Source organism: Brachybacterium phenoliresistens, from assembly GCF_039530785.1.
GTDB lineage: Bacteria > Actinomycetota > Actinomycetes > Actinomycetales > Dermabacteraceae > Brachybacterium > Brachybacterium phenoliresistens.
Genome location: NZ_BAAAOW010000001.1, coordinates 38,325 through 52,659 on the forward strand (window position 1 = coordinate 38,325; position 14,335 = coordinate 52,659).

Genomic DNA, 14,335 nt, shown 5'->3' on the forward strand with positions numbered 1-14,335 from the left:
CACGGTCGGCCGGCTCGCCCCGAAACCTAGGAGACACGCCGTGCCCCAGATCGCCATCACCCTCGACTCCAGCCCGCAGCGCATCGAGGAGGGGACGACCGGCACCGCGCTCTACGAGGGCCGCAAGGACGTCATCGCGCTGCGCGTGGACGGACAGCTGAAGGACCTCGACACGGTCCTGGAGGACGGCTGGACAGTCGAGGGCGTCGAGATCACCAGCGAGGACGGCCTGTCGATCCTGCGCCACTCCACCGCGCACGTCCTCGCGCAGGCGGTCCAGGCCATCAACCCGGCCGCGAAGCTGGGCATCGGCCCGCCCATCACCGACGGCTTCTACTACGACTTCGACGTCGAGACCCCCTTCACCCCGGAGGATCTCAAGGAGATCGAGAAGCGGATGGGGCGCATCGTCAAGGAGGGCCAGGCCTTCGTGCGTCGCGAGATCAGCGACGAGGCGGCCCGCGCCGAGGAGGCCTCCGAGCCGTACAAGCTCGAGCTGATCGGCCTGAAGTCCCAGGCGGCCGATGCCGGCGAGGGCGCCAGCGTCGAGGTCGGCGAGGGCGGCCTGACCATGTACGACAACGTGCGCCGCGGCGGCGAGGTGGTCTGGACCGACCTCTGCCGCGGGCCGCACCTGCCCTCGACCAGGCTCATCGGCAACGGCTTCGCCCTCACCCGCAGCGCCGCCGCCTACTGGCGCGGCAGCGAGAAGAACCCGATGCTGCAGCGCATCTACGGCACCGCGTGGGCCAGCAAGGAGGACCTGCGCGCCCACCAGGAGCGCATCGCCGAGGCGGAGCGCCGCGATCACCGCCGCCTGGGCTCCGAGCTGGACCTGTTCTCCTTCCCCGACGAGATCGGCTCGGGCCTGCCGGTGTTCCATCCCAAGGGCGCCATGATCAAGATGGAGATGGAGGACTACTCGCGCCGCCGGCACGTCGCGGCGGGATATTCCTTCGTCTCGACCCCGCACATCACCAAGAAGAACCTCTTCGAGACCTCCCGGCACCTGGAGTGGTACGCCGAGGGCATGTACCCGCCCATGCACATGGACGAGGAGGTGGACGCAGACGGCAACGTCACCAAGCAGGGCCAGGACTACTACCTCAAGCCCATGAACTGCCCGATGCACAACCTCGTCTACCGCTCCCGCGGGCGGTCCTACCGCGACCTGCCGCTGCGGCTGTTCGAGTTCGGCAGCGTCTACCGCTACGAGAAGTCCGGCGTGGTCCACGGGCTGACCCGTGCCCGCGGCTTCACCCAGGACGATGCCCACATCTACACCACCCGGGAGCAGATGAAGGAGGAGCTGGGCAGCCTGCTCGGCTTCGTCCTGGACCTGCTGCGCGACTACGGCCTGGACGACTTCTACCTCGAGCTGTCCACCCGCGACCCGGAGAAGTCCGTGGGCGACGACGCCACCTGGGAGGAGGCGACCCGCACCCTCGAGGAGGTGGCCACCGCCTCCGGCCTGGACCTCGTGCCCGATCCGGGCGGCGCCGCGTTCTACGGCCCGAAGATCTCCGTGCAGGCGAAGGACGCCATCGGCCGCACCTGGCAGCTCTCCACCATCCAGCTCGACTTCTTCGAGCCGGAGCTGTTCGAGCTGGAGTACACCGCTCCGGACGGATCGCGCCAGCGACCGGTGATGATCCACCGCGCGCTGTTCGGCTCCATCGAGCGGTTCTTCGGGGTGCTGCTGGAGCACTACGCCGGGGCGTTCCCGGTGTGGCTCTCCCCGGTGCAGGTCGTGGGCATCCCCGTGGCCGCCGAGTACGTGCCCTACCTCGAGGAGGTCGCCTCGAAGCTGCGGGCGCGCGGCGTGCGCGTGGAGGTCGACGCCTCCGACGACCGGATGCAGAAGAAGATCCGCACGCACACCAAGGAGAAGGTGCCCTACCTGCTCATCGCCGGCGGCGAGGATCAGGAGAAGGGGGCGGTGTCCTTCCGCCTGCGCGACGGCAGCCAGGACAACGGCATCGCCGTGGACGAGGCCGTCGAGCGGATCGTGCGGGCGATCGAGGACAAGGTCCAGGTGTGAGCGACGGCGGCGCGAGCAGGTCGGAGCCGGGCACCGCACCGGGAGCCGGCGGGCCCGTCCCCCTGGAGGACCCGGCGGGCTTCGCCGGCGAGCCCGACGGGATGCAGCGGCTGTGGACGCCCCATCGGATGGCGTACATCTCCGGGGAGGCGAAGCCCGACGACCCGGGCGACGTCCACCAGTGCCCGTTCTGCCTCGCGCCGGCGCGCACCGACGAGGAGTCCCTGATCGTCCACCGCGGCGAGCAGTCCTTCGTCATCCTGAACCTGTTCCCGTACAACACGGGCCATCTCATGGTGTGCCCCTACCGGCACGTCGCGGACTACACCGATCTCACGGTGGAGGAGGTCCACGAGGTCGCCGAGCTCACCCGCACCGCCATGCGGGTGGTGCGGGAGGTCTCCGCCCCGGCGGGCTTCAACCTGGGCATGAACCAGGGCGAGGTCGCCGGGGCGGGGATCGCCGCCCACCTGCACCAGCACGTCGTGCCGCGGTGGATGGGCGATGCGAACTTCCTGCCGATCATCGGCCGCACCAAGGCGCTGCCGATCCTGCTGGCGGACACGCGGCGTGCGCTCGCCGCCGCCTGGCCCGCCCCGGCCGGGCCCTGACCGGCGCGGTTGCTACGATGACCGCGCCGTTCCGGCACCCGACAGCGGAGGATCAGATGGCCACGAGCACCCTCGGCGGCGGATACGCCTACGACGTGCCCCGCACGGACCCGCTGGCGCCCGCGCGCCTGGGCGCCGGCGCGGAAGGGCCCGTGAAGCAGCCCAACCGGTGGATCCCGCGCATCATCTGGGGCGTGGCGATCCTGATGCTGCTGCTGGTCTTCGTCGGCGTCTACTTCTTCACCATCCGCCCGCTCGGCTTCGGCACCTCGCTGGTCGCCTTCACCGCGGCGCTCGTGCCGGTGGCGATCGTGTTCCTGGCCGTGTGGTGGATCGACCGCTACACGCCGCAGCCGCGGATCACGCTGGTGTACGCCTTCATCTGGGGCGCGGCCGGCTCGGTGGGCCTGACCTTCGTCATCGGCGGGGCCTTCACCTTCCTCATCACCCCGGCGGATTCGCAGCAGGCGACCGCGGAGTTCCTCGGCGCGGTGATCCAGGCGCCGGTCGTCGAGGAGGCCACGAAGTCCGCCGGGCTGATCGCCCTGCTGTGCTGGGGGCGGCGGTTCATCGGCGGGCCGATCGACGGCCTCGTCTACGCGGCGCTGATCGCCGGGGGCTTCGCCTTCACCGAGAACATCCTCTACTTCGGGCGCTCCTTCCACGAGGCGCAGGCCGCCGGGGAGGCCGCCGTCTTCTGGCAGACGTTCCTGCTGCGCGGGCTGCTCTCGCCCTTCGCCCACGTGTGCTTCACCGCCCTGTGCGGGCTGGGCCTGGGCATCGCCGCCGAGCGCCGCTCGCTCATGCTCTACTTCGGGCTCGGGATCGGCGGGCTGAGCCTGGGCATGTGCCTGCATGCCCTGTGGAACGGCGCGACCTTCCTGCTGGACATGGACCCGGAGAACCCGCTGCGCAGCTTCCTCCAGTACTACCTCACCGTGCAGGTGCCGATCTTCCTGGTGCTCGCCGCGATGGTCCTCTGGCTGCGGTGGCGCGAGCACGGGATCGTCCGTCGCCAGCTGTCCGCCTACGGGCGCGCCGGATGGTTCGCCCCGCAGGAGGTCGAGATGCTGGTGTCGATGCGCCGTCGCCGCCGCGCCGAGAAGTGGGCCGCGCAGCACGGCGGGGCCGTGGCCCGCACCGCGATGCGCGATCTGATCCTCGCGGCGGTGGCCCTGGCCCTGGACCGCCACGGTGTGCTGCACGGGAAGCCGAGCGCGAAGACGCGCCTGCACGAGCGGCGCCTGCTCGAGCGCATCACCGCCGACCGCCGCCTCATCGCGGCCGTGACCCGGCCCGTGGTGCGGACGGACGCCCCCTCGGCCTGAGCGCCTGCCATGCCCTGGCGCCGCGGCCCGTACAATGGTCCGGCACAGCAGGACGCAGCGATCTTCCGAGGAGACACATGTCGGGTCACTCCAAATGGGCGACGACCAAGCACAAGAAGGCCGCCATCGATGCCAAGCGCGGCAAGCTCTTCGCCAAGCTGATCAAGAACATCGAGGTGGCGGCGCGCACGGGCGGCCCCGACCCGGCCGGCAACCCGACCCTCTTCGATGCGATCCAGAAGGCGAAGAAGACCTCCGTCCCCAACGACAACATCGAGCGCGCCGTCAAGCGCGGCGGCGGCCTGGACGGCGGCGGGGTCGACTACCAGACGCTCATGTACGAGGGCTACGCCCCCGGCGGCGTCGCGCTGCTGGTCGAGTGCCTGACCGACAACAAGAACCGCGCCGTCTCCGAGGTGCGCCTGGCGTTCTCCCGCGGCGGCGGGAACATGGCGGACTCCGGCTCGGTGTCCTACATGTTCAACCGCAAGGGCGTGGTGTCCCTGCCCAAGGGCGAGCACACCGAGGACGACCTGCTCGAGGTGGTCCTCGACGCCGGCGCCGAGGAGATCAACGACGAGGGCGAGTCCTTCGAGATCATCTCCGAGGCCTCCGACGTGGTCGCCGTGCGCACCGCTCTGCAGGACGCGGGCATCGACTACGACAGCGCCGAGGCGCAGTTCGTGCCGAACATCCGCACCGAGGTCGATCTCGACGGCGCGCGCAAGGTGCTGCGGCTGATCGACGCGCTCGAGGACAGCGACGACGTCCAGAACGTCTACTCCAACCTCGACATCCCCGACGACGTCGCCGCCCAGCTGGCCGACGACGAATGATCCCCGGCGCCCGGACGGCCCCGAGCGCGCGCAGGCCGCGATGAGCCTGCGCGTGCTCGGGGTCGACCCGGGCCTGACCCGCTGCGGCTACGGCGTCCTGGACGCCGGCCGCGGCCGGGGGGCGAGCCTGGTGGACGTGGGCGTGGTCCGCAGCGCGCCCGAGGACACCATCGACCTGCGTCTGCTGGCCATCTCCCGCGGCCTCGAGGCGAAGCTCGAGGAGCATGCGCCCGACGTGGTCGCCATCGAGCGGGTGTTCAGCCAGAACAACACCTCCACGGTGATGGGCACCGCCCAGGTCTCCGGGGTGGCGATCCTGCTGGCCGCCCAGCGGGGGATCCGGATCGCGATGCACACCCCCTCCGAGGTGAAGGCCGCCGTCACCGGCAGCGGCCGGGCCGACAAGAAGCAGATCCAGACGGTCCTGGTGAAGATCCTCGGCCTCTCCGAGGCACCCCGGCCCGCCGATGCGGCCGATGCCATCGCCATCGCGCTGACCCAGCTCTGGCGGGGGCCCGGCCCGGTGCGCCTGGATGCCACCGGCGGGGCCCGCACCTCCGCCCAGTCCCGCTGGGCCGAGGCCGAGCGGGCGGCGCGCCGGGCGCGCGAATCCTCCACCTCCCGCTTCTGATCGAACGCATGTTCTAGGGTGGTCCCGTGATCTCCACTCTCACCGGCCGCGTGAGCCACATCGGCCTCGATTCCCTCGTCCTCGAGGTCCACGGCGTGGGCTACCTCGTCCACACCACCGCGCAGTCCCTCGCGGTGACCCGCCACGACGCCGAGCTGACGCTCCATACCGAGCTCGTCGTGCGGGAGGACTCGCTGACCCTGTTCGGCTTCCCGCAGCGCGAGGAGGCGGAGATCTTCCGCATCGTCCAGTCCGTCTCCGGCGTCGGTCCCCGCACCGCGCTGGCCCTGCTCAGTGTGATGGCTCCGGACGATCTGCGCCGCGCCGTCGCCGCGGAGGACGCGAAGGCCATCACCCGCACCCCGGGCATCGGCCCGAAGGGGGCGCAGCGCATGATCCTCGAGCTCAAGGACAAGATCGGAGCGCCCACTTCGGCCGCGCCGTCGCCGGCCGACGTCCCCGCGAGCCCGGAGGAGGCCTCGGTCCTGCGCGGGCCGCAGGCCGACGTGGTGCAGGCGCTGGTCGGGCTGGGCTGGGCCGAGAAGTCCGCCGCCGATGCCGTCGCGACGGCGGCCGCCGAGGGCGAGAGCGACCCCGCGGTCCTCCTGCGCACGGCGCTGCGCGGCCTCGGAGGCAGCCGATGAGCCCCCTGGGGGAGGCCGGAGGCTCCGTCGACGCGGGCGGAGAGGAGGAGTCCGGTCCGGTGACCAGCCCGGACTCCGGCGCCCTCGAGCGCGCCGCGGAGGCGGCGCTGCGCCCGCGGCGCCTGGCCGAGTTCGTCGGCCAGCAGGTCGTGCGCGATCAGCTCTCCCTCGTCCTGGAGGCGGCGACCGCGCGCGGACGCCCGCCCGAGCACGTGCTGCTGTCCGGTCCGCCGGGACTGGGCAAGACCACCCTGGCCATGATCATCGCGGGGGAGATCGGCGCGGCCCTGCGCATCACCTCCGGGCCCGCGATCCAGCACGCCGGGGACCTCGCGGCGATCCTGTCCTCCCTCGAGGAGGGGGAGGTCCTGTTCATCGACGAGGTCCATCGCCTGGCCCGCCCCGCCGAGGAGATGCTCTACATCGCCATGGAGGACTTCCGGGTCGACGTGGTGGTGGGCAAGGGCGTCGGGGCGACGTCGATCCCGCTGGAGCTGCCGCCGTTCACGGTCGTCGGCGCGACCACCCGCGCCGGGCTGCTCCCGGCGCCGCTGCGGGACCGCTTCGGCTTCGTCGGCCACCTGGACTACTACCGCGCCTCCGAGCTGCACGAGGTCGTCACCCGATCGGCGCTGCGGCTGGACGTGCCCCTGGACCCCGACGCCGCCGCCGAGATCGCCGAACGCTCCCGCGGCACCCCGCGCATCGCCAACCGCCTGCTGCGCCGCGTGCGCGACTGGGCGCAGGTGCGCGGCAGCGGCCGCCTGGACCTCGCCGCGGCCCGCGCCGCCCTGGAGGTCTACGAGGTGGACCCGCGAGGGCTGGACCGTCTGGACCGCGGCGTGCTGGCGGCCCTGTGCACCCGCTTCGCGGGCGGCCCGGTGGGCCTGTCGACCCTCGCCGTCTCCGTGGGGGAGGAGACCGAGACGGTGGAGACCATGGTCGAGCCGTACCTCGTGCGCGAGGGCTTCCTCACCCGCACCCCCCGCGGCCGCATCGCCACGCCGATGGCCTGGGAGCATCTGGGCCTGGCCCCGCCGGAGCCCGCGGCCGGCACCACCCCGCCGCTGGGGCGGTTCTGAGCGCGACCGCCGCGCGGGGCCTGCGTCCTCGCCCAGGCGGGCCCGGGTACAGTGGCCGGGTACGTGACCGAGCGGGCCGTGCCATGCCCGGCCGCTGTCCCCGAAAGGACTCCTGTGGACCCGATCTTCCTTCTCCTGATCATCTTCGCCGTGATGATGATCCCCATGCTGCTCATGAGCAGCCGCCAGCGGAAGGCGCAGCGGGCGCACCAGGCGCTCGTGAACCAGCTCGGCGTGGGCGACGAGGTCCGCACGCACTCCGGCTTCTACGGCCTGATCGTCGAGGCGGACGACGACGTCGTCATCCTCGAGACCGAGTCCGGCGCGCAGACCAAGTGGGCCCGTGCGGCGATCGCCATGAAGGTCGAGGACGAGGCCGCGCAGGACGCGTCCGAGGACGCGGAGGATCCGGCGGACGGCTCCGAGGACGACGGTCCCGCCGACGGCGACATCCTGAACTCCCGCCCCTCGACCGACCGCTGACGCCGGCTCAGCCGCCGGGACGCGAAGGATCCATCCCCCATGCCCGCACGTCGTATCGCGCTGCTCGCCCTCGCACTCATCGTGGTGCTGCTGGGCGGCGGCATCGGAGCAGGAGCCTGGAAGGGCGGCTGGGAGCCCTCCCCGAAGCTCGCCCTGGACCTCGAGGGCGGCACGCAGGTCATCCTGCAGGCCAGCTCCCGGGACGGGGCCCCCATCGACCGCGACTCGATGGAGCAGGCCCGTCAGATCATCGCCCAGCGCGTGAACGCGATGGGCGTGGGGGAGACGGAGATCAGCGTCCAGGGCGGCAGCAACATCGTCGTGGACGTCCCCGGGACCTTGGACCAGGAGACCTCGCGGGCCCTGCGGCAGACCGCCGTCATGTCCTTCCGCCCGGTCATCGGCTCCTCGGCCCCTGAGGGCACGGGCGCCTCCGACGGGGGAGGAGCCTCCGACGCCGGCGGCGCCTCCGACGCGGGCGGCGCGGAGGGGGAGAGCCCCGAGTCCTCCGCCGGCGACATCGACCCGGCGCAGGCGACCTTCTCCGGTCTCGTGGACCAGGACGTCGCCAACGCGCCCGCGACCGCCGACGGCTCCAGCGCCCCCTGGGCCCTCGAGCAGGCCACGCCGGAGATGCAGGAGACGTTCTTCGCGACCGACTGCACCGACCCCGCCGCGCAGCAGGAGATCGCCGCCGACGCCCCCGCCGACGAGCCCGTCGTGGTCTGCGACCCCCAGGGCACCGTGAAGTACCTGCTGGGACCCGAGGTCGTCCCCGGATCCGCGGTCCGCTCCGCGACGGTGGGCAGCGAGACCAACCCCACCGGCCAGGCGACCGGGTACTACCTGGTCAACATGACCTTCCAGCCGCAGTACGCCCGCGCGTTCTCCGAGATGAGCAACGCGCTGTACGGCGGGCAGGGCGCGACCACCTCCTTCGCGATCATGCTGGACGGGCAGGTCATCTCCGCCCCGGTGGTGGAGGAGCCCTCCCCGGACGGCAACGCCTCCATCCGCGGCAACTTCGACCAGGAGACCGCGACCACCCTCGCGAACCAGCTGAAGTTCGGGGCGCTGCCGCTGGAGTTCCACGTGCTCTCCGAGCAGCAGATCTCCGCGACCCTGGGCTCCGACCAGCTGGGCAAGGGGCTGATCGCCGGGATCATCGGCCTGATCCTGGTGATCGGCTATGCCTTCGTGCAGTACCGGGTGCTGGCGATCGTCACGATGACCTCGCTGCTGGCCATGGGCACGCTCGCGTACGGGACGCTCACGGTCCTGTCCAACGTGCCCGACATCGGCTATCGCCTCTCGCTCGCCGGCGTGGTCGGCCTGATCGTCGCGATCGCCTTCACCGCCGACTCCTTCATCGTGTACTTCGAGCGCGTCCGCGACGAGATCCGGGACGGCCGCGGGATCGTCAGCGCCGTGGACCACGGCTGGTCCCGCGCCAAGCAGACGATCCTCGCCTCCGACGCCGTGAACCTCATCGCCGCCGTGGTGCTGTACGCCCTGTCCACCGGCAACGTGCGCGGCTTCGCCTTCACCCTCGGCCTGGCCACGCTCCTGGACCTGCTCGTGGTCTTCCTGTTCACCCACCCGCTGCTGCAGGTCCTGGTGCGCACCCGCTTCTTCGGCAAGGGCCACCCGCTCAGCGGCCTCGACCCCGCCGCGCTCGGGAGGGACCTGCCCGCGTACGCCGGCCGCGGCCGGATCCGCGACGTCCAGGAGCGCTCCGCGCGCCGTCGCCGCGGCGAGGACGCCGAGCCGCCGGTCCGCGAGAGCCTCGCCGAGCGCAAGGCCCGCCGCGAGCGCGAGGCGCAGCAGGCCGCCCAGGAGATGGGCGAGGAGCCTCCCCGCCCGGCCGACGACCCCGCCGATCACCCGGAGGACGACCGATGACCGCAGCGTTCGCCCAGTTCGGCAACGATCTCCACGCGGGCCGCCGGGCACTGCCGATCGTCCGCCGCCGCCGCACCTGGTATCTCATCGGGGTCGCGCTGATCGTCGTGCTCGGGGCCATCGCCCTGGTGCGCGGCCCGAACCTCGGCATCGAGTTCACCGGAGGGTCGGAGTTCCAGATCGCCCGGGTCGCCGATGCCGACCAGTCCATCGCCCGGGATGTCGTGCGCGAGCACGTGCCCGACAACGAGCCGAAGATCACCGTGCTCGGGACGGACACCCTGCGCGTCCAGACCAGCGAGCTGAGCAGCGACGAGACCGCGCAGCTGGCCTCCGAGCTGGCCGGCGCCTACGACGTGCCGGCGCAGAACGTCTCCAGCTCCTTCATCGGCCCGGTGTGGGGCGCGGACGTGACGACCAAGATGCTGCGCGGCGTGCTCGCGTTCATCGTCCTCACGGCCGTGGTGATGGCGCTGTACTTCCGCAACCTCACCACCTCGATCGCCGCCATGATCGCCCTGGTCCACGACATGCTGCTGACCGCGGCCGTGTACGGCGTGGTGGGCTTCGAGATCACGCCGGCCACGGTGATCGGCTTCCTGACGATCCTGGGCTACTCCCTCTACGACACGATCGTCGTGTTCGACAAGGTCCGGGAGAACACCGCCGGCCTGCAGGGGCAGCGCGCCCACACCTACGCCGAGGCCGTCGAGCGCGCCGCGAACCAGACCGTGGTCCGCTCGATCAACACCTCGGTGGTCGCCCTGCTGCCGGTCGGAGCGATCCTGGCGATCGGCGCCTTCGTGCTGGGCGCCGGCACCCTCAAGGACATCTCGCTGGCGCTGTTCGTCGGCATCCTCGCCGGCACCTACTCCTCGATCTTCCTCGCCCCCGGGATCCTGGTGGACCTGCGCAACCGCGAGCGCTCCATCGCCGCCCACACCCGTTCCGTCCAGGAGTCCCGCAGCCGCGGCGAGGTCGGCGACCTCGCCCCGCGCCCGCTCGCGGACGCCGCCCCCGACCAGGGAGAGTCATGACCTCAGCGCCGCCGCACCCGCCCGAGGAGATCCAGGGCCTGCTGTCCACGCACATCGCCGAGTACCCGGACTTCCCCCAGCCCGGCGTCCTCTTCCGCGACATCACCCCGCTGCTGCGCGACGCGCGGGCCCTGCGCCGGGTCATCGAGCACTGGGCCTCGATCATCCCCGAGGAAATCGACGTCATCGTCGGCACCGAGGCACGGGGGTTCGTCCTCGGCGCCCCGCTGGCGTACGAGATCGGCGCCGGCTTCGTGCCCGTGCGCAAGGCCGGGAAGCTGCCCGGCACCCCGCGCAGCCGCACCTACGACCTGGAGTACGGCACGGCGACGGTCGAGATCGCCGAGGGCGCCCTGGAGACGGGGGTGCGCACCCTCGTCGTCGACGACCTCCTCGCCACCGGCGGGACGGCGGCCGCGACGGTCGCCCTGGCCCGCGAGCTCGGCGCCGAGGTCCTCGGCGCCTCCTTCCTCATCGAGCTGAGCGCTCTCGAGGGCCGCACCCGGCTCGAGGGCGTCCCCGTGAGCACGGTGTGGTCGCTGGAGGGATGACCGCGTCCCGCCGATGGCCGCGGTCACCGGCACCGTCTCCTGACGCGTAGCATGGATCCACTGCAGGGAGGTGGAACCATGTCGGACCGTGACGAGGTGGAGCGCACCGCGCCGGGCACTGCCCCCGGAGGAGCGAGCTCGGGCGGGCTCACGCCCTGGCGCAGCCGGTCGCGGCTGCCGTTCTTCGGCGCCCGCAGCGCGACGCCGGCCGACACGATCCTCGAGCCCCTGCTGCAGACGATCGGCGCGGTCAGCCCCAAGGAGGACCTGAGCCTCGTCGAGCGCGCCTACCAGGTGGCGGAGACCGCGCATCGCGGCCAGCTGCGCAAGAGCGGCGACCCCTACATCACGCATCCCGTCTCCGTGGCCACGATCCTCGCCGAGCTCGGGGCGCCCCGCGAGGTCATCGCCGCGGCGCTGCTGCACGACACCGTGGAGGACACGGACTACTCCCTCGAGGATCTCCGCCGGGACTTCGGCGAGGAGATCTCGATCCTCGTGGACGGCGTGACCAAGCTCGACAAGGTCACCTACGGGGAGGCCGCACAGGCCGAGACGGTGCGCAAGATGATCGTGGCGATGAGCCGCGACGTGCGGGTGCTGCTGATCAAGCTCGCCGATCGGCTCCACAACGCCCGCACCTGGAAGTACGTCCCCTCCTCCTCGGCCGAGCGCAAGGCGAAGGAGACCCTGGAGATCTATGCGCCGCTGGCGCACCGCCTGGGCCTGAACACCATGAAGTGGGAGCTGGAGGACCTCTCCTTCCAGGTCCTCTACCCGAAGGTGTACGAGGAGATCGTCTCCCTGGTCGCCCACCATGCCCCGGCGCGGGACCAGTACCTCTCCGCGGTGTCCACGCAGATCCTCGACGATCTGCGCAAGGCCCGGATCAAGGCCGAGGTCACGGGCCGGCCCAAGCACTACTACTCGATCTACCAGAAGATGATCGTGCGCGGCCGGGACTTCGCGGACATCTACGACCTGGTGGGCATCCGCGTGCTGGTGGACACGGTGCGCGACTGCTACGCGGTCCTCGGCATCCTCCATGCGCGCTGGTCGCCGCTGCCCGGGCGCTTCAAGGACTACATCGCCCTGCCGAAGTTCAACCTCTACCAGTCGCTGCACACGACGGTCATCGGGCCGACGGGCAAGCCCGTCGAGGTGCAGATCCGCACCCGCGAGATGCACCGCCGGGCCGAGTACGGCGTCGCCGCGCACTGGAAGTACAAGGCCAAGGCGGGGCAGGCCGAGCCCGCCCGGGCGGGCAACCAGGAGATGGCGTGGCTGCGCCAGCTCATGGACTGGCAGAAGGACACGACCGACTCCGGCGAGTTCCTGGACTCGCTGCGCTTCGAGATCGCCTCCCAGGAGGTGTACGTCTTCACCCCCAAGGGCGACGTCCTGGCCCTGCCGCAGGGCGCCACGCCCATCGACTTCGCCTACACGGTGCACACCGAGGTGGGCCATCGCACCATGGGCGCGCGGGTCAACGGCCGGCTCGTCTCCCTGGAGTCCGCGCTGTCCACCGGCGACGTCGTCGAGGTCTACACCTCCAAGGCGGCCGATGCCGGTCCCAGCCAGGACTGGCTCGCCTTCGTCAAGACGCCCCGCGCCCGCAACAAGATCCGCCAGTGGTTCACGAAGGAGCGCCGCGAGGAGGCGCTGGAGAAGGGCAAGGACGAGCTGTCCAAGGCGCTGCGCCGGCAGGACATGCCGCTGCGGCGCCTGCTGACCCACGACACGCTCCAGTCCGTCGCCTCCGACCTCCATCAGAAGGACGTCGACGGGCTGTACACGGCCATCGGTGAGGGGCACATGAGCGCCCAGCACGTCGTGGAGCGGCTGCGCGCCCTGTTCGGCGGGATCGACGCCACCGAGGAGGACGCCGCCGAGGTCACCCTGCCCTCGAAGGTGCTGACCAAGCCGGGGCGGGCCCAGCAGCGCACCGCCGAGACCGACCAGGGCGTGGTGGTCGACGGCCAGAACGACGTGTGGGTCAAGCTCGCCAAGTGCTGCGCGCCGGTGCCCGGGGACCCGATCGTCGGCTTCGTCACCCGCGGGGCCGGGATCAGCGTCCACCACCGCGACTGCACGAACGTCGCCCAGCTGCAGGAGCAGCAGCCCGACCGCATCCAGCCCGTGCAGTGGTCCGGGCGCACCGGGGCCGTCTACCTCGTCCACGTGAAGGTGGAGGCCCTGGACCGGCCCCGCCTGCTCACCGACCTCGCGCATGCCATCTCCGAGCAGCACGTGAACCTGCAGGCCGCCTCCTGCCAATCACACAAGGACCGCCTGGCCACCGCCTACTTCTCCTTCGAGCTGGCGGATCCGGCGCATCTGCAGTCGGTGATCAACACGGTGCGACGGGTCGAGGGCGTCTACGACGTCTACCGGGTCACGGCCGACGGCAAGCAGGTCGACGCCCGGGCCTCCCTGACCGCCCACGCCTGACCCGGGGAACCCGGCCTGTCAGACGGGCCCGCGGTCCGGCCCGCGGTCCGGCCCGCGGTCCGGGCCGGAGCGGGCCGGTCCAGCCGGTCGAGCAGCTCCTGCGCGCGCCGCGTGAACGGCGCGCCGTGCAGCCGGTCCAGACGGCGGCGCACCTCCCGCAGGTCCAGGTGGCCGGAGGCGATCAGGCCCCGGATCGCCGTGGATGCGACGTGCGGGGCGTGCAGGCGCAGCAGGTCCACGGCGGTGCGGCCGGGGACGGTGATCGGCGCGCCGCCGAGCATCTCGACGTCCTGCGGGGCCAGCACGCTCTGGCGGACCACGACCCCGGCGATCACCGTGCGATGGGAGGGGGAGATCAGCTCCATCGGATCCGGAGGGTCCCCGCCCAGCAGCACCCACGCCGCCGACCTCCCTGCGATCACCTGGTGGCTGCGCAGCGCGAGCCCGACCGCGCAGCCGACGGCGACCGCCCGATCCACGGCGGAGGCGCAGGCCACCGGGGGCACGTACATCCCCGCGCGCAGGCGCAGGAGCTCGCCGCGCAGCACCATGCTGCGGGTCGCGGGGCTCTCCGGCCAGGGCTGGATCTGCCCGACCATGCCGGCGGCGAGATCCGCGGCATGACGGGACCAGGCGGCGCAGGCGGCGCTCGCCTCCGTGCCGTCCGGTCCCGAGGGGGCGTCCTCGGCGGCCGCCGAGGACGGGGGAGGGGAGGGATCGACGCGCGAGATCATCACC

The 14,335-nt window shown here is 71.9% G+C and carries 13 protein-coding genes; 12 read left to right on the forward strand and 1 reads right to left on the reverse strand.

What is annotated here, in order from left to right:
* The first annotated feature begins 40 nt into the window (after positions 1–40).
* The 12 genes from thrS (at position 41) to ABD234_RS00240 (ending at position 13,597) form a co-directional block, all read left to right on the forward strand.
* Entirely contained in the window at positions 41–2,041 is a 2,001-nt protein-coding gene (gene thrS, locus ABD234_RS00185; RefSeq protein WP_344353268.1) for a threonine--tRNA ligase, read from the forward strand.
* A 101-nt stretch (positions 2,042–2,142) separates the two neighbouring features.
* Positions 2,143–2,652 carry an HIT family protein gene (locus ABD234_RS00190; RefSeq protein ID WP_344354249.1) on the forward strand — a complete coding sequence of 170 codons (510 nt, stop codon included), beginning with the start codon at positions 2,143–2,145 and terminating at the stop codon, positions 2,650–2,652.
* Between the two features lie 56 nt (positions 2,653–2,708).
* Complete coding sequence (locus ABD234_RS00195) at positions 2,709–3,980, forward strand: PrsW family intramembrane metalloprotease (protein WP_038370374.1); 1,272 nt, start codon at positions 2,709–2,711, stop codon at positions 3,978–3,980.
* A 77-nt stretch (positions 3,981–4,057) separates the two neighbouring features.
* On the forward strand, positions 4,058–4,816 hold the full coding sequence (locus ABD234_RS00200; protein ID WP_038370373.1) for a YebC/PmpR family DNA-binding transcriptional regulator: 759 nt from the start codon (positions 4,058–4,060) through the stop codon (positions 4,814–4,816).
* Between the two features lie 40 nt (positions 4,817–4,856).
* Positions 4,857–5,447, forward strand: a complete 591-nt coding sequence (gene ruvC / locus ABD234_RS00205) for a crossover junction endodeoxyribonuclease RuvC (RefSeq protein ID WP_038370371.1) — start codon at positions 4,857–4,859, stop codon at positions 5,445–5,447.
* A gap of 26 nt (positions 5,448–5,473) precedes the next feature.
* Positions 5,474–6,091 carry a Holliday junction branch migration protein RuvA gene (gene ruvA / locus ABD234_RS00210; RefSeq protein WP_038370369.1) on the forward strand — a complete coding sequence of 206 codons (618 nt, stop codon included), beginning with the start codon at positions 5,474–5,476 and terminating at the stop codon, positions 6,089–6,091.
* On the forward strand, positions 6,088–7,173 hold the full coding sequence (gene ruvB, locus ABD234_RS00215) for a Holliday junction branch migration DNA helicase RuvB (protein WP_038370368.1): 1,086 nt from the start codon (positions 6,088–6,090) through the stop codon (positions 7,171–7,173). Before ruvA ends, ruvB begins: the two co-directional genes overlap by 4 nt.
* A gap of 114 nt (positions 7,174–7,287) precedes the next feature.
* Positions 7,288–7,656 (forward strand): preprotein translocase subunit YajC, encoded by a 369-nt coding sequence (yajC, locus tag ABD234_RS00220; protein ID WP_038370366.1) that lies wholly within the window; start codon positions 7,288–7,290, stop codon positions 7,654–7,656.
* 39 nt (positions 7,657–7,695) lie between these two features.
* On the forward strand, positions 7,696–9,558 hold the full coding sequence (secD, locus tag ABD234_RS00225) for a protein translocase subunit SecD (protein ID WP_038370364.1): 1,863 nt from the start codon (positions 7,696–7,698) through the stop codon (positions 9,556–9,558).
* Positions 9,555–10,595, forward strand: a complete 1,041-nt coding sequence (secF, locus tag ABD234_RS00230; RefSeq protein ID WP_038370362.1) for a protein translocase subunit SecF — start codon at positions 9,555–9,557, stop codon at positions 10,593–10,595. The genes secD and secF overlap by 4 nt, the downstream gene beginning before the upstream one ends.
* Positions 10,592–11,146, forward strand: coding sequence for an adenine phosphoribosyltransferase (locus tag ABD234_RS00235; protein WP_038370361.1), 555 nt, complete (start codon positions 10,592–10,594; stop codon positions 11,144–11,146). The genes secF and ABD234_RS00235 overlap by 4 nt, the downstream gene beginning before the upstream one ends.
* A 78-nt stretch (positions 11,147–11,224) precedes the next feature.
* Complete coding sequence (locus tag ABD234_RS00240) at positions 11,225–13,597, forward strand: RelA/SpoT family protein (RefSeq protein WP_051486434.1); 2,373 nt, start codon at positions 11,225–11,227, stop codon at positions 13,595–13,597.
* Here the strand turns inward: ABD234_RS00240 and ABD234_RS00245 are convergent.
* Positions 13,534–14,331, reverse strand: coding sequence for a hypothetical protein (locus ABD234_RS00245; protein ID WP_051486433.1), 798 nt, complete (start codon positions 14,329–14,331; stop codon positions 13,534–13,536). The two genes, ABD234_RS00240 and ABD234_RS00245, sit on opposite strands and share 64 nt — an antisense overlap.
* Positions 14,332–14,335 lie beyond the last annotated feature (4 nt).